This is a genomic window from Acetobacter garciniae (genome assembly GCF_017377735.1).
Classification (GTDB): Bacteria; Pseudomonadota; Alphaproteobacteria; order Acetobacterales; family Acetobacteraceae; genus Acetobacter; species Acetobacter garciniae.
In genome coordinates, this window is sequence record NZ_JAFVMH010000006.1 from 115,325 (window position 1) to 134,107 (window position 18,783).

19 protein-coding genes are annotated in these 18,783 nt (G+C 65.2%); 3 read left to right on the forward strand and 16 right to left on the reverse strand.

Annotated features, from left to right (window positions below; all coding sequences use genetic code 11):
* Positions 1–10: 10 nt before the first annotated feature.
* Positions 11–679, reverse strand: coding sequence for a ubiquinone biosynthesis protein COQ9 (locus J2D77_RS12205; protein WP_207846555.1), 669 nt, complete (start codon positions 677–679; stop codon positions 11–13).
* Positions 676–1,206, reverse strand: coding sequence for a peptide deformylase (gene def / locus J2D77_RS12210; RefSeq protein WP_207846556.1), 531 nt, complete (start codon positions 1,204–1,206; stop codon positions 676–678). Before def ends, J2D77_RS12205 begins: the two co-directional genes overlap by 4 nt.
* A gap of 214 nt (positions 1,207–1,420) precedes the next feature.
* Here def and rpsU point away from each other — a divergent pair, with 214 nt between their 5' ends.
* Positions 1,421–1,624, forward strand: coding sequence for a 30S ribosomal protein S21 (rpsU, locus tag J2D77_RS12215; protein WP_003623949.1), 204 nt, complete (start codon positions 1,421–1,423; stop codon positions 1,622–1,624).
* Between the two features lie 172 nt (positions 1,625–1,796).
* Here the strand turns inward: rpsU and leuB are convergent, their stop codons facing one another.
* From leuB to ubiA, 14 genes are all read right to left on the reverse strand, one after another.
* On the reverse strand, positions 1,797–2,918 hold the full coding sequence (gene leuB / locus J2D77_RS12220; protein ID WP_207846558.1) for a 3-isopropylmalate dehydrogenase: 1,122 nt from the start codon (positions 2,916–2,918) through the stop codon (positions 1,797–1,799).
* A gap of 22 nt (positions 2,919–2,940) precedes the next feature.
* Positions 2,941–3,564 carry a 3-isopropylmalate dehydratase small subunit gene (leuD, locus tag J2D77_RS12225; RefSeq protein ID WP_207846560.1) on the reverse strand — a complete coding sequence of 208 codons (624 nt, stop codon included), beginning with the start codon at positions 3,562–3,564 and terminating at the stop codon, positions 2,941–2,943.
* A complete protein-coding gene (gene leuC / locus J2D77_RS12230) occupies positions 3,564–4,967 on the reverse strand; it encodes a 3-isopropylmalate dehydratase large subunit (protein ID WP_207846561.1) in 1,404 nt (467 codons plus the stop codon). Before leuC ends, leuD begins: the two co-directional genes overlap by 1 nt.
* Before the next feature lie 153 nt (positions 4,968–5,120).
* Positions 5,121–5,504, reverse strand: coding sequence for a 50S ribosomal protein L19 (gene rplS, locus J2D77_RS12235; protein ID WP_207846563.1), 384 nt, complete (start codon positions 5,502–5,504; stop codon positions 5,121–5,123).
* A gap of 22 nt (positions 5,505–5,526) precedes the next feature.
* Positions 5,527–6,270: a tRNA (guanosine(37)-N1)-methyltransferase TrmD gene (gene trmD, locus J2D77_RS12240; protein ID WP_207846568.1), complete on the reverse strand. Its 744-nt coding sequence runs from the start codon at positions 6,268–6,270 to the stop codon at positions 5,527–5,529.
* Entirely contained in the window at positions 6,267–6,803 is a 537-nt protein-coding gene (rimM, locus tag J2D77_RS12245; protein ID WP_207846570.1) for a ribosome maturation factor RimM, read from the reverse strand. Before rimM ends, trmD begins: the two co-directional genes overlap by 4 nt.
* Before the next feature lie 16 nt (positions 6,804–6,819).
* Entirely contained in the window at positions 6,820–7,170 is a 351-nt protein-coding gene (gene rpsP / locus J2D77_RS12250; protein WP_207846575.1) for a 30S ribosomal protein S16, read from the reverse strand.
* A gap of 60 nt (positions 7,171–7,230) precedes the next feature.
* Positions 7,231–8,631: a signal recognition particle protein gene (gene ffh, locus J2D77_RS12255; protein ID WP_207846694.1), complete on the reverse strand. Its 1,401-nt coding sequence runs from the start codon at positions 8,629–8,631 to the stop codon at positions 7,231–7,233.
* Between the two features lie 167 nt (positions 8,632–8,798).
* A complete protein-coding gene (locus tag J2D77_RS12260) occupies positions 8,799–9,593 on the reverse strand; it encodes an ATP12 family chaperone protein (RefSeq protein WP_207846577.1) in 795 nt (264 codons plus the stop codon).
* Positions 9,590–11,815, reverse strand: coding sequence for an AsmA family protein (locus J2D77_RS12265; protein WP_207846585.1), 2,226 nt, complete (start codon positions 11,813–11,815; stop codon positions 9,590–9,592). Before J2D77_RS12265 ends, J2D77_RS12260 begins: the two co-directional genes overlap by 4 nt.
* A 28-nt stretch (positions 11,816–11,843) precedes the next feature.
* A complete protein-coding gene (locus J2D77_RS12270; protein WP_207846586.1) occupies positions 11,844–12,827 on the reverse strand; it encodes an RluA family pseudouridine synthase in 984 nt (327 codons plus the stop codon).
* Between the two features lie 10 nt (positions 12,828–12,837).
* Positions 12,838–14,208, reverse strand: coding sequence for a replication-associated recombination protein A (locus J2D77_RS12275; protein ID WP_207846588.1), 1,371 nt, complete (start codon positions 14,206–14,208; stop codon positions 12,838–12,840).
* Positions 14,209–14,331: 123 nt separating this feature from the next.
* A complete protein-coding gene (locus J2D77_RS12280; RefSeq protein ID WP_207846590.1) occupies positions 14,332–15,027 on the reverse strand; it encodes a LolA family protein in 696 nt (231 codons plus the stop codon).
* A 117-nt stretch (positions 15,028–15,144) separates the two neighbouring features.
* A complete protein-coding gene (gene ubiA / locus J2D77_RS12285; RefSeq protein ID WP_207846592.1) occupies positions 15,145–16,053 on the reverse strand; it encodes a 4-hydroxybenzoate octaprenyltransferase in 909 nt (302 codons plus the stop codon).
* 318 nt (positions 16,054–16,371) lie between these two features.
* Between ubiA and J2D77_RS12290 the strand changes: the two genes are divergently transcribed.
* Complete coding sequence (locus J2D77_RS12290; RefSeq protein WP_207846594.1) at positions 16,372–17,148, forward strand: 16S rRNA (uracil(1498)-N(3))-methyltransferase; 777 nt, start codon at positions 16,372–16,374, stop codon at positions 17,146–17,148.
* A gap of 62 nt (positions 17,149–17,210) precedes the next feature.
* On the forward strand, positions 17,211–18,647 hold the full coding sequence (locus J2D77_RS12295) for a glutamate--cysteine ligase (RefSeq protein WP_207846601.1): 1,437 nt from the start codon (positions 17,211–17,213) through the stop codon (positions 18,645–18,647).
* Positions 18,648–18,783 lie beyond the last annotated feature (136 nt).

The following is an 18,783-nucleotide window of genomic DNA, read 5'->3' on the forward strand; positions in this document are numbered from 1 at the left end:
GCTGGTCCCGCTATTCCGCCGCCCTGGCTGGCGACGCCCCCTGCCCGCCGGTCATGCGGGCCTTCAACCGCCCCAACCGCGCTACCCCGGCCAGACGGCGGTCGACGAAGGCGGCCATGGCGGCGCCGTCGCTGCCACGGCTGAGCCAGTAAAGGAACACCATGGCATAGATATGGCCCAGGCTGAGCCTTTTGGTCAGGTAGGTGACCCCCGTGGAGTCGTCGCGGGCTGCCTGCCACAGCGCGTTGACCGTGCGCAGCCACGCCCTGCGGAACGCCGCCTGCCCGCGCGGTGTCAGCGCAATGGCCATGGCCTTGGCCGCCGCCGCACGCCTGGTGTCATCCGCAGGCAGGCGGTACAGGATGGCCTGGCGCACCCGCCTGCTCAGCCGGGGTTCCTCTGTCTCCTGCATGGCCTCCAGCATCCTGCGGTCGCACAAATCGGACCAGGCTTCCAGGATCTCGGTTTCACCACCGGGGAACAGCAGGTCCGCCTGCGGCCCGGCGACATCGCGCAGCACATCCATGCCCCAGCCACGTTGGCCGGCCACCGCCGCCAGCCTGTCCAGCGCGCCATCACGATCGCTGTCGCGCGACAGGGGGACGGGCATCACGCCCATGGCCAGCGCCGCCACGGCGACAGACACCATCTGTTCGGCTTTGCCCGGTAGACTGCTCATACCCTTACCCCGTACCGCATGATTTCCGCATCGAACCCCAGGCAGGCCAGATCGGTCATGCGCATGGGGTAGAGAATACCGTCCAGATGGTCCATTTCATGCTGCATGACATGCGCCCTGAAGCCGGTAGCCACACCGTCCACCGCGTGGCCGTTTTCATCCTGCCCTCTATAACGTATTTTACGATAGCGTGGCACCTGTCCACGCAGGCCGGGAATGGACAGGCAGCCTTCCATGCGCAGGACCTTGTCATCGCCCATCGGTTCGATCACCGGATTGACGATGACCTGCACGGGGAGCGGCGGATCTTCCGCCCCTTCGCTGCGCGATTCCGGCACGGAATAGAGGAAAAGCCGGGCCGGGACATAAACCTGCGGGGCCGCAAGCCCCACACCCCCGCTCTGTTCAAGCGTTTCGCGCATATCCGCGACCAGACGCCGGATTTCGGGCGCCGAAGGATCGGCGACCTCCTGGGCGACTTGCAAAAGAACGGGGTGCCCCATGCGGGCTATTGCCAGAACGGCCATTGCTCTGTTGTCCTCTGTGCTACACCACCCCCATAAAACACAGGCTCGTGCAGAGCAGAAGTGCAAGAACAAATTGTATCTTGCGCGAAGCCCATGTTATAGAGGGCCCCAACAGAGGAATCGGGGTGTCCGCAAGGATACGCCGGGGTTCTTTTTCTTTTTGGCCTTACAAAAGCCGGGTGACCGGATTTTCTGAACAGGGGTTAGTAACCAAGTGCACGTTCTCGTCCGTGACAACAATGTCGATCAGGCTCTCAAGGCGCTCAAGAAAAAAATGCAGCGCGAAGGCATTTTCCGCGAAATGAAACTGCGTCGGCATTTTGAAAAGCCGTCCGAGCGCAAGGCCCGTGAAGCGGCTGAAGCCGTGCGTCGTGCCCGCAAGATGGAACGTAAGCGCCTGGAACGCGAAGGCTTCTAAGCCTTAACGCCAGTTCAGGACAGAGCAAGGCCGACCAGCCATCAGGCGTCGGCCTTTTTCTTTGCCTGCTTCCCTACCCCGCAAATGCAACGCGAACCGTGGCCCGAAAAAAGGCCGTATCACCAAGGTGATACGGCCTTTTGCATGGAACAGGCTGAAAAGCGTGGGCCTTTTATTTGTGGAGCTTGTCCAGTTCCAGCACAATGGCCTCACCCATGACGGAGGTGCTGACCCGGGCCATGCCGGGGGCCATGATATCGGCCGTGCGCAGGCCCGACGCCAGAACGTTGGAGACTGCCTGTTCGATCAGCGCCGCTTCGTCCTGCCTGTCGAGCGAATAGCGCAGCAGCATGGCAAAGGACAGAATCTGGGCAATGGGGTTGGCAATGCCTTGGCCCGCGATATCGGGCGCGCTGCCATGAATGGGCTCATACAAAGCGGGGCGCTTGCCGTTTTCCTGCACCGCACCCAGTGTGGCGGAAGGCAGCATGCCCAGGCTGCCGGTCAGCATGGAAGCCAGATCGGACAGCAGGTCGCCGAACAGGTTGCCGGTCACCAGCACATCGAACTGGCGCGGGTTGCGCACCAGTTGCATGGCGCAGTTATCGGCCAGCATGTGGCTGAGTTCCACATCGGGGAATTCGCGCGCATGCACCGCGGTCACGACTTCCTTCCACAGAAGCCCGCTTTCCATCACGTTGCATTTTTCAACCGAACAGACGCGGTTGTCGCGCTTGCGGGCCAGGTCGAAGGCCACGCGCGCCACGCGTTCGATTTCGGAGGTGGTGTAGACTTCGGTGTTGATGCCGCGCTTGCTGCCATCGGGCAGGGTTTCGATACCGCGCGGTTCGCCAAAATAGATGCCGCCCACCGTCTCGCGCACGATCATGATATCGAGCCCGCGCACGACCTCGGGCTTGAGGGTGCTGGCATCCACCAATGCGTCGAACACCTTGGCCGGGCGCAGGTTGGCGAACAGGCCCAGTTCCTGGCGCAGCTTGAGAATGGCGACCTCCGGCCGCTTTTCAAAGCCGACATGCCCCCATTTGGGGTCACCCACCGAACCGAACAGCACCGCATCGGCCGCCCAGGCTTTTTCGATGACCTCGTCGCGGATCGGCACGCCGTATTCTGCCAGCGATGCCCCACCCACCACGTCATGCGTGATGTCGAACGCCATGCCCCGCTTTTTTTCCAGCCAGGCGATAACCCGCCCGACTTCGTGCATGACTTCCGGGCCGATCCCATCGCCAGGCAGGACAAGAAGTTTAACAGGGGGGGTCTGTTCGCTCATGGCAGCGCTCCGAAATGAAAGATCAATCGATATGAATGGTGGGCATCCAGGACTTTTCCTGGTTTTCACGGCTTTCATAACCGTCGATGTCGCGTTCGTGCTGAAGGGTCTGCCCGATATCGTCGAGCCCTTCGAGCAGCAGGTGCTTGCGGAACGGATCGATCTCGAACGGCACTTCCTGCCCGTCGGGGCGGATCACCACCTGGCGTTCCAGATCCACGCTCAGCCGCGCATTCGCACCCATGGCGGCATCGCCCATCAGCTCGTCGCAGATCTCACGCGGGAGGCGGATGGGCAGAATGCCGTTCTTGAAACAATTGTTGAAGAAAATATCGGCAAAGGACGGTGCGATCACGCAGCGAATGCCAAAATCCAGCAGCGCCCAGGGCGCATGCTCGCGCGAAGACCCGCAACCCAGGTTTTCATAGGTGATCAGGATCTCGGCCTTGCGCCATGGCTCACGGTTGAGAACGAAGTCCGGGTTCTCGGTACCGTCGGGGTTGTAGCGCATGGCGTCGAATGCATGCTTGCCCAAGCCGGTGCGCTGCGTGGTTTTCAAAAACCGCGCGGGAATGATCTTGTCGGTATCGATATTGGCTTCGGGCAGGGCCGCGGCCACCGCCGAAAGTGTGGTGAATTTTTCCATCAGGCCAGTTCCCTCACATCCGTCAGGCATCCAGTAACCGCCGCCGCCGCCGCCATGGCGGGCGAGAGCAGGTGCGTACGCCCGCCCGGGCCCTGACGCCCTTCGAAATTACGGTTCGAGGTGGAGGCGCAGCGTTGCCCCGGGGTAAGCTTGTCAGGGTTCATGCCCAGGCACATGGAACACCCGGCCTCGCGCCATTCGAACCCGGCATCCAGGAAAATCCGGTCCAGCCCTTCTTCTTCCGCCTGCCGCTTCACGTTGCCTGAACCGGGCACGATCATGGCGCGCACGCCCTCGGCCACGTGCCGCCCGGCGGCCACCGCCGCTGCGGCGCGCAGATCCTCGATCCGGCTGTTGGTGCATGAGCCGATAAACACGACATCCACCGGCGTGCCCGCGATCGGCTGGCCCGCCTGCAGGCCCATATAATCGAGCATGCGCTGCATCTGCGCGCGGGCTGCCTCATCCGTCTGGGCGGCGGGGTCCGGCACGGTGCCGGTAATGGGCAGCACGGTCTCGGGGCTGGTGCCCCAGGTCAGGGTGGGGCTGATATCCTCGGCCCGCAGGGTGACTTCCTTGTCGAAATGCGCCCCTTCATCGGTGGCCAGGGTTTTCCACCAGGCCACGGCTTTCTCGAAATCCTCGCCCTTGGGGGCGAAGGGGCGGCCACGCACGTATTCGAACGTCGTCTCGTCCGGGGCGACCAGGCCCGCGCGGGCCCCGGCCTCGATCGACATGTTGCAGATCGTCATGCGACCGGCCATGTCCAGCCCGCGAATGGCCGAACCCGCGAACTCGATCACGTGGCCGGTGCCACCGGCCGTGCCGATATGCCCGATAATGGCCAGCATGATGTCCTTGGCCGTAACCCCCGGCCCCGGCGTGCCCTCGACGGTCACGCGCATGTTCTTGGCCGGGCGTTGCAGGATGGTCTGCGTCGCCATGACATGCTCGACTTCGGAGGTGCCGATACCGAAGGCCAGCGAGCCCAGCGCGCCATGGGTGGAGGTATGGGAATCACCGCACACGATGGTCATGCCCGGCAGGGAAATGCCCTGTTCGGGCCCCACCACATGCACGATCCCCTGATTGGCCGAAAGCAGGGGGAAATACGGAACGCCGAATTCCTTGACGTTGCGTTCCAGCGTTTCGATCTGGTTGCGGCTTTCGGGCTCCTCGATCGGCTGGGTGCGATCGGATGTGGGCACGTTATGGTCCACCACCGCGATGGTCTTGTCCGGGTGGCGCAGGCGGCGGCCGGCCAGGCGCAGGCCTTCGAACGCCTGCGGGCTGGTGACCTCGTGCAGGAGATGGCGGTCGATATAAAGGATGGAGGTCCCGTCCGGCAGGGTTTCCACGACATGATCGTCCCAGATCTTGTCGAACAACGTACGCGGCGCCATGGCCTCCTCCTTCACTATCTTGACGAGCGCTCCTGCCCAGATATGGGAGCGCGTTCCAGCGTTGCCACGATTGCAAACACCCGGCTGGCATGTCTCCAGCCGGGTTCAGCAGATCGGCTCAGACCGCGCGTACTGCGCGGCCATGACACACTTTTAGCTGGCAGCGGGAGCCGCAACGTCACGCGGACGTTCGGCGATACGGGCGGACTTGCCGCTACGGCCACGCAGGTAATACAGCTTCGCGCGGCGCACCTTGCCACGACGCACGACCTTGATTTCGGCAACCGTGGGGGCATAGAGCGGGAACACGCGTTCCACGCCTTCACCGTTGGAAATCTTGCGCACGGTGAAATTGCTGTTCAGGCCCTTGTTGGAACGGGCGATCACAACGCCTTCGAACGCCTGCAGACGCACGCGCTCGCCTTCCTTCACCTGCACGGAAACACGCACGGTGTCACCGGCTTCGAATTCGGGCACTGCGCGCTGCGCTGTCAGGCGCTCGATTTCGGCGGCCTCATACTGCTGAATAATGTTCATCTCGGTATCCTTCCTCAAACCCCTAATGGTCTGCCTGTGCGGTCCCGCCCACAGCGACAGCCTTGTTTGCTTCCTTGCGAGCCAGCCAGGCCGACCACAGATCCGGCCGTCTTTCCCGCGTTGTTTCTTCCGCCTGCCTGTGCCGCCACGCAGCAATCGCCGCATGGTTGCCCGAAAGCAGGATATCCGGCACCGCATGCCCGTCCCACACAGCGGGGCGGGTATAATGCGGGTATTCCAGCAGCCCGTCGGAAAAACTTTCCTCCACGCCGCTTTCCTCGCACCCCATCACGCCGGGCAGGAGGCGCACACACGCATCGAGCAGGACCAGTGCCGCCACTTCCCCACCGGAGAGAATATAATCCCCGATCGAGACCTGTTCGACACCGCGCGCCTGCAAAACGCGCTCATCCACCCCTTCGAACCGCCCGCATAGCAGCATGATGCCCGGACCCGCGGCATAACGCCGCACGTCCTGCTGGGTCAGCGGCCGCCCGCGTGGCGACAGATACACCCGTGGCACGTCCACCCCCGCCTGCGTGGCGGAAAAGGCCGCATCGACCACGTCAGGGCGGATCACCATGCCCGCCCCGCCCCCGAAAGGGGTGTCGTCCACCGCACGGTGACGGCCCAGGCCAAACCGCCGCAGGTCTTCCGCCTGGCACGTCCATGTCCCCGCCTGCAAGGCCCGCCCGGCAAGGGACAGGCCCAAAGGCCCCGGAAACATTTCCGGGAACAGGGTCAGGATCGTGGCCTGCCAGCTCATGCCCCTGCAGCCACCTGCCGGCCCGCGCCGTGCCCTTCCTCGCCCGAGATTTCCCCCGGCCGATGAATGCCCAGCACGCGCTGGACCAGATCGACCTCGGGCACGCAGGCCCGGGTGAACGGCACCAGCACGCCGCCGGGCAGTTCCAGGCTGGCCCCGCCGCCATAGTCATGCACCGCCAGCACACGCCCCAGCGAAAGACCGTTTTCGAACGCTTCCATACCGATCAGGTCGGCATGGTAGAATTCATCTTCCTCCGGTTCGGGCAATGCCTCACGCGGCACGTACAGACGGGTATTCACCAGTTCCTGCGCCTGCGTGCGATCGGCAATGACCCTGCCCTGCGCATCGGACAGTTGCGCAATACCATCCGCCCCGCGCCAGCGCAGGGACCATTGGCGGCCCTGCTGATCCAGCAAGGTCTCATACTGCGCGAGCGATTGCGGGTCCTGCGCATAGGAGCGTACGTGCACAAGGCCGCGCACTCCATGCGGTTTACCCACAACACCGATCAGGATGAGATCAGGACGCATGGCGGATCATACCAGCTTAGGCTGCTGCTTCCGCAGCCTTGGCTGCTGCCGCCGCACGTTCCTGAGCGCGCTTCTTGGGCGCGGACTTCTTGGGCTGTTCGCGGAACGCAGGCTTTTCGGCCAGGCCCGCATTGCCCAGGAAACGGGCCACACGATCGGTCGGCTGCGCACCCTGGGACAGCCAGTGCGTGATGCGCTCGGCGGTCAGGCGCACGCGATCGGCGTGCTCGGACGGCAGCATCGGGTTGTACGCGCCAACCTTCTCGATGAAGCGGCCATCACGCGGGCTGCGGCTGTCGGCCACCACGATGTGGTAGTAAGGGCGCTTCTTTGCACCCGCGCGGGCGAGACGAATTTTAAGACTCATTCAGACTACTCCAGACCCAAAAACAAAAATCCGAAAAACTATTCGCAGAAACAGGCCGCATCAGCGGAAGGGACGACCCCCGGGACCACCCGGCGGACCTCCACCCATTCCCTTTGGCATGAGCGCGGACATTCCCTGGCGCATGAGACCTTTCAAGCCCAGTTTGTTGAAGCGCTTCATCATGGAGGACATCATGTCGAACTGCTTGAGCAGCTTGTTGACGTCCTGAACCGTGGTTCCAGACCCCGCGGCGATACGCTTCTTGCGCGACGCCTTGATAATGGCGGGCTTGCTGCGCTCCGCCCGGGTCATGGAGGAAATAATGGCAAGGTGGCGCTTGAGAACGGACTGGTCGAGATCCTTGTCGCCAATGGCGTCCTTGATCTTGCCCATGCCCGGCAGCATGCCCAGAATGCCCGAAATGGAGCCGAGCTTGTTGATCTGGCGAATTTGCGAAGCATAGTCGTCCAGGTCGAACTTGCCGGCCATCATGCGCTGGGCCAGGCGCTCGCCTTCTTCATGGTCGAGCGTGTCGGCGGCCTTTTCGACCAGCCCGGCAATGTCGCCCAGACCCAGGATACGGCCCGCCACGCGTTCGGGATGGAATTCATCCAGCGCGTCAAGCTTTTCGCCCGAACCCGTCAGCTTGATGGGCGCACCCGTGATCGCCTTCATGGACAGGGCCGCGCCACCGCGCGCGTCACCATCCATACGGGTCATGACAACGCCGGTCACGCCCACCGCCTCGTTGAAGGACTTGGCGGTGTTCACCGCGTCCTGCCCGGTCATGGCGTCGACCACCAGCAGCGTTTCCGCCGGCTGGGTCGCATCCCTGATCTGGCGCACTTCCTCCATCAACGCATCGTCGATGGACAGGCGGCCCGCCGTATCGAGAATGACGACGTCATACCCTTCGCGCCGCCCGGTATCGAGTGCGCGGTGGGCAATCTCGACCGGGGTCTGCCCCGCCACGATCGGCAGGGAGGTGACCCCCGCCTGCTGCGCAAGCTGGGCCAGCTGCAACTGGGCGGCCGGGCGCTGCGTATCGAGCGAGGCCAGCAGCACTTTCTTGCGGTCGCGGTTCTTCAGCCGCAGGGCCAGCTTGCCCGATGTCGTGGTCTTGCCGGACCCCTGCAAACCCACCATCAGCACCGGAACGGGGGGCACGGCGCTCAGGTTCAGGGGAACCGCACCCGCCCCGCCCAATGCGTCGATCAGCGCGTCATTGACGATCTTGGCAACCGCCTGACCGGGGGAGATGCTGTCCAGCACCTCATGCCCGACGGCGCGTTCCTTGACCTTGTTGACGAAGTCCTTGACCACAGGCAGGGCGACGTCGGCATCCAGCATGGCCAGACGGACTTCGCGCATTGCCTCCATGACATCGGCTTCGGACAGCGCGCCACGCTTGGCGAGCCCGTCGAAAACCCCTGAAAGCCTGCCTGAAAGAGCCTCGAACAAAAGCAGCAACCCCATAACAAAACGCGTCACTGCGCGAACCTTCGCGAAGTGACGGGCCTGATTTACGGCGGGGTTACGGCATCACCCCACCCGTGTCAAGAAACTTCGTGCCGACAGGTTCCCCAACGGACGCCCCGATCGATACCCCAAGGGATAGCTCGGCGGGTTCAGCCCGCCCGGATCAGTGCCAGAAAGCGCGCGGCGTGCTCCACTTCGGCCTGGATGCTGGCGATACGGTCGGTCACTTCCGTGTCCTCACCCCATATGGCCATCTGGGCGCGTTCGTCCAGGGTGGCGCAGGCTACCAGTTCGCCCGGCGTGCCCGCATCCCTGAGCAATGCGAGCCCCAGCACCAGACTGCCCAGTGCCGGAACTGCCACGCCAAGGGCCGCCAGTTCACCCAGATCCAGCGCCTCCAGCGCCGCACCGAGTGCTTGCACCGTCTCGGCGGGCTGGCAAATGGGCATGACGCCGGATGTCACGCGCAGTTCCACACCAAATGCCCGTTCCAGCCACTGCGTCCATGGATCCCACGCGGCAGCCTGCTGGGCCGCAAGGCGGGGATTCGCTCCGTCGCGGTAGCAGAGCAGGTCGCTTTCCACGTAGGCCAGAAGGCTGGAAACCACGCCTTCGCGCGAGGCGGGAATGCGCTCGATCATGGAGCCCGCGATCCCTGTCAGCGGCAGGTCGGCGGGGGTGAAATACCCTTCCCCCGCCTGCCCGGCCTCCTGCCATTCGGCCGCCAGTGCCTGCGCCAGCGCGTGGGAGGGCACGCATAATGCCGCCTTGCCGGGCAGGCGCACGCTGCGCCCGTCCAGTTGCACGGCAAAGCCGGTGGGGGTGCCAGCGGGGGACAGGCTTTCGGGCAGGGCCTCGGGCACTACACTCACCTGTTTCCAGAACCGCTTGCGCCCTGCCTGCTGGCGCGGGGGCATCTGCCCCGAAGGGGGGGGAGCACTCATCGGAACAGCCCCAGCCCGTGCAGCAGGTTCATGACCTTGTCCGCCTTGCTGGCTTTTTTCTCGGGCGCTGCGGGGCCTGCCCCGCCTTCACGCGCGGCGGACAGCAGGGCCGGGCAGGTGTTCTCGTCCCCCCCTGCCCCATTGCCGCCGATTGTAATGCCGTAGCGCCCGCCGCCATATCCGGCCTCAAGCGCCGGGCGGGGGTTGGCCAGAGTGCCGGTGACAGCGATGTCGGACGCGGCAGAGGCCCCGCCCAGCAGGACTTGCGGCGCCAGATGCATGTCCAGCGCCTGCGTGCCCATGGCGATGGTACCGTGCCCGCTCAGCCTGACGATATCGCTCTCGAACCCCAGCAGGTCGATATGGGCCGCGTCATCCGCGAACTGCATATGCGTGCCGAAACAGCGGATCGGCATGGAGCCCTTGACCGGCACCTGCGGCCCCAGCAGGGATTTGAGAAAAGCCCCGCTGATGCTGCCATTGACGACAGACGCCCCCAGATGCCCCGTAAGGTTGGCCCGCCTGTCCGGCGTGGTGGCCCCCTGCGTGGAGATCGCCCCCACGAACTGCACCGTTCCGCGCATGTCCGGCGGCAGGCCGAACCAGCCCTGGATGGCCGCAAGCGGCAGGAAGACGGAATGCGCCTCCAGGGCGATCTGCGGCGTGGGGCCCGACAGGTCGTAAACCATGCGCCCGGCCTGGGGCGTGCCGTTGCCCTGTGCCGTTACCGGGTCGAACGTCACGCGCGCATTCTGCACCACCACGTGCGAGACAAGCTGCGTCCAGTCCACGCCCTGCCACTGCACGCTTTGCGCCTGCACATCGGCCGTTGCGTTCACCACCGCAAGGGCTGTGGGAATATCGGGATGGGCGACAAGCCGGCGTGTATCGGCAATATCGACATGGCCGTTCACCCCCATGGCGGTGAATACCGGCAGGTCGGCCCCCATGGCCACATGGTCCAGCGTGCCATGCCCGTCGAGCGAGGTGCGCGTGGGGCTGACACCGCCGTGCACCTGCACGCTGGAGCCCCCCTGGCTGAGGGTCAGGTCAACCGGCAGCGTGGCCTGCGGGGCACCGCCGTCCGTGGCCGCACCCGCCTGCTGGCCCGGCATGGGAACAAAGGCCGCCAGTTGGGCCGCCACTTGCCCCAGCGTGCCCAGCGTGCCGGCCAGGGCAAGGGGCTGGCCGTTCATCTGCCCGTCCAGCTTGAGTGCGAGCCCATCCGCCGGGCTGGCGGCGTCGGCCGCGGCATTTGCCAACGTGGCCCCGGGCACCCAGCGGCCCAGATCGAGCTTGCCGGTGCGCACATGCAGCACCTGCACCTGTGGGGCGGCCGCACCATCCGCGCTGTCGGCCCAGGCCAGGTCGAGCGAGATATTCTGCCCGTCAGGCAGGTTGGCATGCGGGAACAGTTCATTCAGGTCGCGCAACTGACCGACCGAGCCGCCAAACCGCAAAGCCGCCCCGCCTGAGCCCTGGGCCCCTTTCAGCACGCCGTCCAGATGGGCCAGCCCCGCCGCATGGCCGTCCACCGTATAGGACAGCCGCAACTCGACCGGCAGGGGCGAGCCCGGGGGCATAAGCGGGCCGGTATGGCCGGTAATGCCGAACCCGCCCCGCCCCTTTGTGCCGTGAATGTCAAATTGCGGGGCTGTCCCGTCCAGCCCGGCAGCACTCGCCTTGTCCAGCGCCACCGTGCCGGACAGCCGGCTGATGGCATCGGCCCAGCGCAGGTCGGCCTGACGGATTGTCACATCCGAAATATCGAGGTTCCAGTGCATGCCGCCCGATGGGGCATTGCCACCGGGTGTTCCCTGCATATCCGCCTGCCGGGGGGTGAAATGCCAGTCCGCCCGGCCGTCGGCAAAGCGGCGCAGAACAATCTTGGGCGCAATCACGCTGATATCGCCAAAGGCGATGCGGTGCGAAAACAGCGGCAGCAAGGCCAGGCGCGCGCGCACCTCGCCCACGGCCAGCATGTCCACCCCGTCCTGCGCGATGCCGGACAGGCGCACATCCCGCGCCTCCACCCAGGGGTAGGGCAGCAGCCAGACATGCAGCGAGCCTATGCTGGCCTGCCGCCCGGTCCTGACCTCGATCGCATCGACCAGCCGGGTCTTGAGCCACCCGGCCTCCTGCGTGGCGGAGACAATGCTGCCCCCACCCAGGGCCAGAACCACGGCACCGGCCAGCAGGCCGATCTTCCATTTCACACGCATGTGTCTTTACTCCCCCACGGGGCCGGGTTCAGCCGCCCCGGCGCACGGATTTGGGTGTGGCCCCGGCGGTAAAGCCCAGGTCGCGGAATGTCTCGCGCATATGGGCGGGCAGGTCTGCATAAACGATCAGGCGCCCACCTGCGGGGTGCGGCATGTCCAGCATGCGGGCATGCAGGTGCAACTGATCGGCAAAGCCTGACGGGTGGGCTGCCTCGCCCCCGTATTTCGGGTCGCCCAGAATAGGTGTGCCCAGCGATTCGCAATGCACGCGCAACTGATGGGTGCGCCCCGTCAGCGGGGAGAGTTCCACCCATGAGAACTTGCGGGCTGCCGAATCCAGCACCTCGTAGGCGGAACGGGCCACCTGCGCGTCACGGTCCTTGCGGTCAGCCGCGACCGTAATCGCCCCCGGCCCCGCACCCAGCCGGGCCAGCGGCTGGTCGATCTCGCCCGAAAGCGGGTCCGGCCTGCCGACCACGACCGCCCAGTAGATCTTCTTGACATCGCGCCCACGGAACGCAGCCGCAAGCTTGGCCGCCACCCCCGGCGTGCGGGCCAGAAGCAGCAGGCCCGACGTGTCGCGGTCGATCCGGTGCACCAGCCTGGGGCGGGGGTCGTCCGCCTTTTCCCGCAGGCCGTCCAGCATCATGTCCACATGCTTCGCAATGCCAGGGCCACCCTGCACGGCAAGGCCCGCGGGCTTGTTGAGCACGATGACATGCTGGTCCTGGTAAAGGACCATGGCGCGAATATCGCGCACCAGCCGTTCGTCCAGCGGGCGCGGCACATCCCGCGCGGGCTTGGCAGCCATGGGAATGGGCGGCACGCGCACGCTCTGCCCGGGCTCGAGCCGGGTGGATGCCTCCACCCGGCGGCCATCCACACGGATCTGGCCCGTGCGGCACAGTTTCTGCAAGGCACCCTGGGTCAGGTGCGGGTAGTGGCGGCGGAAATAACGGTCGAGGCGGATATCGGCCTCGTCCTCCGTTACGGTAAGATTGACAACGCTCATGCTGCGATATTCACGACTGGCGCCGATCGCGCAAGCGGGCCCATGTTTCCAGCCTGTGCCGGACCTCGCGTTCATACCCCCTGCCGGTGGGGGTATAGAAGCTCTGCCGCCGCATGCCATCGGGAAAATAATTCTGTCCCGAAAAGCCTTCCTCGGCATCGTGGTCGTATTCATACCCCTTGCCGTAGCCGATATCCTGCATCAGCTTGGTGGGCGCGTTCAGGATATGTGAGGGCGGCATCAGGCTGCCTGTGCTGCGCGCCGCACGCCTTGCCGCCCCGTAAGCCTTGTAGACCGCATTCGACTTTGGGGCCGTGGCCAGATGCACGACAAGCTGGGCCAGCGCCAGTTCCCCCTCGGGCGAGCCCAGGCGTTCATAGGTCTCCCACGCCGCCACCGCCAGCGGCAGGGCGTGCGGGTCGGCCATGCCCACATCCTCGGCCGCGAAGCGGGTCAGGCGGCGGGCCAGGTAGCGCGGGTCCTCCCCCCCTTCGAGCATGCGGGCAAACCAGTACAACGCCGCATCGGGGTCCGATCCACGCATGGATTTATGCAGCGCAGAAATGAGGTTGTAATGTTCTTCCCGGTCCCGGTCATACAAAACGGCGCGGCGGGCCAGCAGGCGGGCAAGGGCCTGGGCGTCCAGCGGCGTATCGGTCTTCAGGCTTAAAATCTGCTCCACCATGTTCAGCAGGTAGCGCCCGTCCCCATCGGCCATGGCGCGCAGCGTGGCCCGTCCATCCTCCGTCAAAGGCAGGGGGCGGCCTGTTTCTTCCTCCGCGCGGGCCAGCAGGGCCTCAAGTGCGGGGTCGTCCAGCCGGTTGAGCACCATGACCTGGCAGCGCGACAGCAAAGCGGAATTGAGCGCGAAGGACGGGTTTTCCGTCGTGGCCCCGACCAGCACCACGGTGCCATCTTCCACCACGGGCAGAAAACCATCCTGCTGGGCGCGGTTGAAACGGTGGATTTCATCCACGAACAGCAAGGTGCCACCCCCGGTCTGGGCCAGCCGGCGGGCGGTATCGAACGCCTTTTTCAAATCGGCCACACCCGAAAACACGGCGGATAACTGCACGAAGGTCAGCCCCGCCGCCTGCGCCAGCAGCCGGGCGATGGTGGTCTTGCCGACACCCGGCCCGCCCCACAGGATCAGGCTGGCGAGCGAGCCGCGTTCGAGCATGCGGGTCAGCGCGCCATCGGGGCCCAGCAGGTGGCCCTGGCCCACGACATCCGCCAGCCTGTTGGGGCGCAGCCGATCGGCCAGCGGCTGCGTGGGGGCGGGCCTGCCCCCACCACCGCCAGCGGAAGCTCCCCCGGCAGGCGGGGCCGCCTGGCCGAAAAGGTCGCCCCCCATCATAGGATTGTCATGCCCTGCGGCCATACCCTGCGCGCCTATCCTTCAAGCTATCTGTCCTGCTCTATATCGCGCCCGGTGGCCGGTTTTTCCAGACCACTGCGCGCCATCTTTCCCTGTTGAGGACTTTACCCTATTGGGAATCGGCCCCTACTGGGGATCGGCCGGCGGCACGAACAGGCTGGCGGGCAGGTCGCCCCCTTCATGCACATCGAACAACGTCACCTGGGTCTGGCGGCCCTGCGCGTCCACCACGCTCCATGACCGCAGGGCCACCGGTTTTTCATAGAACACCAGTGTCAGCGTGCCATCGCCGGGGGAGGACGTGCGTGTCAGCGTGACCTGTACGAAACCCTGGGCGTGCTGGAAGTCGGTTACCGTCACATCGTCCGAAAGGCTGACATGCTGGCGCAGCAGCAGGCCAAGCGGCGTGCGCTCCATGGGAATGACGGTTGTCTGGTCCAACTGGTTATCGCGGAACACCACCTTGCCGTCGGTCGCCACCAGCAGCAGGGGGGATGGCGCATCATAGGCCAGGCGCATCTGGCCGGGCCGCTTCATCCACACCGTGCCGGTGGTGCGCTTGCCATTGGCATCGATCTGCTGGATGCGCGCCTGGAAGGTGGGGGAGCGGTTCAGGGCCTGTTCGATCTTTTGCAGCCATGCCCTGTCCGCACTGGAAAGAGATGCGGCCTGCGGTGCTGCGGACGCGCCCGCCTGCATGCCCGCCTGCGGTTGTTCGGACCCCGGCCCTGCCTGCGCGAATGCCTGCCGGGCAGGTGCCGCACCCCCAAGGGCAGCCAAGGTAACGCACAAGGGCAGGACAGCGCGGAAAACGGATTTCATCGGCACGGCAACTCGTATCGGGCTATCAGGCCAGGGCGGGACAGAACGCCCCGCCAGCCTGGGGGCGGAAGGGCTCAACACTAGGGTATTTCACGCCAGGCGAACAGCCCGGCGCCATCAGGGGTGCAGCAGCCCCGCCACCAGGGCAAGGGCCACGGCCAGCCCCACCTCGCGGTTGGCGCGGAACTGGCGCAGGCAGGCGGCGGGATTGGCCGGGTCCAGCCCCGCCACCTGCCGGGCCAGCAGCGCCAGCGGCAAAAGCAGAACGGGCCAGAACAGCCACGAAACCCCGGCCAGAATGGCGGCAAGAGCAAGGAACAGGGCAGCCACCCCGTAACAGGCCGCAAGGAACGGCCGGGCCCGCCCCACCATCAGCCGGGATGTGGATTTAACGCCGATCCGCGCATCATCCTCCATGTCCTGGAAGCCGTAAATCGTATCGAAGCCAAGCTGCCAGGCGATGGTTGCGGCATATAGCGCCGCCTGCGCCCAGGACAGGGCCCCAGCCGCTGCCGCATAGCCCATGGGCGCGCCAAAGCCGAAGGTAAAGCCCATGACAAGCTGGGGCCACCACGTATAGCGCTTGGCCAGCGGGTAGAACGCCACCAGCACAAGCGATGACACCCCCAGCAGGCAGGACAGAAGGTTGAGCTGCACCAGCACCCCAAGCCCCGCCAGCAGCAACAGCGCCAGGAACGCCGTGGCCTGCTTCATGCTCAGCGCGCCACTGGCCAGTGGCCGGCCGGCAGTGCGCGCCACCTGGCGGTCTATGTCGCGGTCCCACATGTCGTTGACCACGCAGCCCGCCGCCCGCATGACCAGGCTGCCGATCCCGAACAGCACGATCAGCCTGACCCGTTCGAAGGGAGCGACACCCTGGGGTAGCAGGATACCCCATATGCCCGGCAGCCACAGCAGCCATGTGCCGATCGGCCGGTCAAGCCGGGCCAGCAGCACATAGGCCTGCATGGAAGGCGGCAGGCGGGCGATCCAGCCCGTAACCCTGATATCGGTATGTCTGATCATGCTCGGCACGCTGCTATGGGCTCCCGGCTGGCGGAAAAACAAGGTCCGCTGTCTATGCCACAAAGCGGGCCGCGCCATAAGCACCCGAACGCCCGGCCCTGCCATGGCGAGCGGGTACCCTGCCACCCTGGCCTTGCGGCCCGCACCACCATGCGGGGGCCCGCGGCAGGTGCAAAGACCTGGGACAAGCACGTTCCATCAATGGCTTCGCCCAGGGTGCCTGCGTGGCTGCTCTTGGCAAAGACGGGGCTTTCGTGCCTAAACAGGGCCCAGCATTGCTTTGTCATCCTCCAGCCCTGGCCCCCGATTACGTCCGACATGACCGATATTATCCTTCTCCCGCGCCTTTTCATGGCACCTGACGCGCTGCCCGTGGCCCAGCCCGGGGCCACCTGCGCCATGCAGGCCGACCATGCGCGTTACCTGGGCACGGTGCTGCGCCGCCAGCCGGGGGATGAGGTGCGGCTGTTCAACGCGGTGGCGGGGGAATGGCGGGCCAGCATTGTGCATATCCGCAAGGACCGGGGCGAATTCCGGCTTGAACGCCCCCTGCGCGCCCCTTCCCCCGTGCCGGGGCTGAAACTGGCCTTCGCCCTGCTCAAGCGCGATGCGACCGACCTGGTCCTGCGCATGGGCACGGAACTGGGGGTGAGCGAATTCCTGCCCGTCATGACGGAACGCACGAACACCCACCGCATTAACCCGCAAAGGCTGTGCGCAATCGCCACGGAAGCGGCGGAACAATGCGAACGCCTTGACGTACCGCATGTGGCACAGCCACAGTCCCTCGCCGCCCTGCTGGGTGGCTGGCCGCAGACGAGCAGGCTGTTCACCGCCATGGAACGCATGGACATGCGTGAAGGGGGCGCCGACAGGACGGGGCTTCACCCCTTGCGCGACGCACAACCGGGAGACGGGCTGCTGGTCGGCCCCGAAGGCGGGCTGAGCGAGGCGGAATGCCAGCTTCTGCTCAACCGTCCGTTCGTGGTTCCCGTATCGCTCGGCCCGCTTATTCTACGGGCCGATACCGCCGTGGCCGCGGGCCTGGCCCTTATGGGGGACGGGTTGCGTTCAGGCATTGTTTTGTCACAATAGCGTATTGGATTTGCCTGGCTTCTTGACGGCCGGGGCTTTTTTTCAAGGATAAGATAAGCCAGATGTCCAACCCCGGTGCAGCAGACCAGACCCCAATCCGCTCTGTCCGCGAACTCGCTGACCTGCTTGCCCAGGGCTGCAAACCGCGCGACGCCTGGCGTATTGGCACCGAACATGAAAAGTTCGGCTTTATCCGGCCCCAGGACGGGGTGGGTGGCAATGCGGGTGCCCCCGATGCGGCCCGGCCCGCCTACGCAGCCCCGCCCTACGCGCCGCAGGGGATCGAGGCATTGCTGAGCGGGCTGCAAAAAGCCGAGCCGGATGACTGGACCTCCGTTCTCGATAACGGGAACATCATCGGCCTCAAGGGCCAGGGGGCGGCGGTCGGGGCGGCGATCTCGCTCGAACCTGCCGGGCAGTTCGAACTTTCGGGCGCGCCACTGCGCAGCCTGCACGACACGGCACGCGAGTTGAACGAGCATTACGACACGGTGCGCATGCTTGCGCGCAAGCTGGGTCTGGGCTTTGCCCCGCTGGGCTTTCACCCCACCGCCACGCGGGAGGCCATGCCGTGGATGCCCAAGTCGCGCTACGCGATCATGCGCAACTACATGCCCAAGGTCGGCAGCCTGGGGCTGGACATGATGCAGCGCACCTGCACCGTGCAGGTCAACCTGGATTTCGGCTCGGAACAGGACATGGTGCGCAAGATGCAGGTTTCCATGGCCTTGCAGCCGGTGGCCACCGCCCTGTTCGCGAATTCCCCCTTCGTGGAAGGCAAGCCCAACAATTTCCTGTCCAACCGGGCCAGAATCTGGACCGATACCGACAATAACCGCTCGGGCATGCCCGCCTGCGTATTCGAGCCGGGTTTCGGCTTCGAACGCTACGTGGAATGGCTGCTGGACGTGCCGATGTATTTCATCATGCGCGATGGCAAGATGCTGGATGTGGCGGGCCGGTCCTTCCGCGCGTGGCTGAACGGCGACCGACAGGACGGGCTGGAAGGCCTGACCCCCACGATCGGGGATTTTGAAGACCATATCACCACCGCTTTCCCAGATGTGCGGCTCAAGCAGTTCCTGGAAATGCGCGGCGCGGATGCGGGATCGCCCGAAATGACCATGGCCCTGCCCGCATTGTGGACCGGCCTGCTCTATGATTCCGCAGCCCTGGAATCCGCATGGGAACTGGTGCGCGCCCGCCCGTGGGAAGACTACGTGAAACTGCGCGAACTCGTGCCCATGATGGGGCTCGACACCCCCTGGGGCGAAGGCACCGTGCGCGACCTGGCCGCCCAGATGCTGGCGATCTCGATGGACGGGTTGCAGGCGCGCGACATGATCGATGAGGAAAGCCAGGCCAGCGAATGGGTATACCTCGCCCCGCTGACGGCCCTTGCCGCCGGCGCGCCCACACAGGCCGAACACTGGCTGGACCGCTATTACGGGGCATGGATGGGGGATACGAGCCGGATCTTCCTCGAAAGCGAGATCTGACCCGGCCTGAAAGACCATTTCAGGCCAGCCTGTCGAGATAAAGTGTTAAACGTCTCGGGTGTCGCCTTTGTTCAAAAAGGCGACGTTCCCTGAAGCTTTTTGGAAAAAGCTTCACCAAAAACTTTTGATCCTTTGC

Excerpts from the sequence above, each read along its gene's own strand:
- J2D77_RS12205 (WP_207846555.1), bottom strand. The coding sequence starts at position 679 with ATGAGCAGTCTACCGGGCAAAGCCGAACAGATGGTGTCTGTCGCCGTG.
- def (WP_207846556.1), bottom strand. The coding sequence starts at position 1,206 with ATGGCCGTTCTGGCAATAGCCCGCATGGGGCACCCCGTTCTTTTGCAA.
- leuB (WP_207846558.1), bottom strand. The coding sequence starts at position 2,918 with ATGAGCGAACAGACCCCCCCTGTTAAACTTCTTGTCCTGCCTGGCGAT.
- leuD (WP_207846560.1), bottom strand. The coding sequence starts at position 3,564 with ATGGAAAAATTCACCACACTTTCGGCGGTGGCCGCGGCCCTGCCCGAA.
- leuC (WP_207846561.1), bottom strand. The coding sequence starts at position 4,967 with ATGGCGCCGCGTACGTTGTTCGACAAGATCTGGGACGATCATGTCGTG.
- rplS (WP_207846563.1), bottom strand. The coding sequence starts at position 5,504 with ATGAACATTATTCAGCAGTATGAGGCCGCCGAAATCGAGCGCCTGACA.
- trmD (WP_207846568.1), bottom strand. The coding sequence starts at position 6,270 with ATGAGCTGGCAGGCCACGATCCTGACCCTGTTCCCGGAAATGTTTCCG.
- rimM (WP_207846570.1), bottom strand. The coding sequence starts at position 6,803 with ATGCGTCCTGATCTCATCCTGATCGGTGTTGTGGGTAAACCGCATGGA.
- rpsP (WP_207846575.1), bottom strand. The coding sequence starts at position 7,170 with ATGAGTCTTAAAATTCGTCTCGCCCGCGCGGGTGCAAAGAAGCGCCCT.
- J2D77_RS12260 (WP_207846577.1), bottom strand. The coding sequence starts at position 9,593 with ATGAGTGCTCCCCCCCCTTCGGGGCAGATGCCCCCGCGCCAGCAGGCA.
- J2D77_RS12265 (WP_207846585.1), bottom strand. The coding sequence starts at position 11,815 with ATGCGTGTGAAATGGAAGATCGGCCTGCTGGCCGGTGCCGTGGTTCTG.
- J2D77_RS12270 (WP_207846586.1), bottom strand. The coding sequence starts at position 12,827 with ATGAGCGTTGTCAATCTTACCGTAACGGAGGACGAGGCCGATATCCGC.
- J2D77_RS12275 (WP_207846588.1), bottom strand. The coding sequence starts at position 14,208 with ATGGCCGCAGGGCATGACAATCCTATGATGGGGGGCGACCTTTTCGGC.
- J2D77_RS12280 (WP_207846590.1), bottom strand. The coding sequence starts at position 15,027 with ATGAAATCCGTTTTCCGCGCTGTCCTGCCCTTGTGCGTTACCTTGGCT.
- ubiA (WP_207846592.1), bottom strand. The coding sequence starts at position 16,053 with ATGATCAGACATACCGATATCAGGGTTACGGGCTGGATCGCCCGCCTG.
- J2D77_RS12290 (WP_207846594.1), top strand. The coding sequence starts at position 16,372 with ATGACCGATATTATCCTTCTCCCGCGCCTTTTCATGGCACCTGACGCG.
- J2D77_RS12295 (WP_207846601.1), top strand. The coding sequence starts at position 17,211 with ATGTCCAACCCCGGTGCAGCAGACCAGACCCCAATCCGCTCTGTCCGC.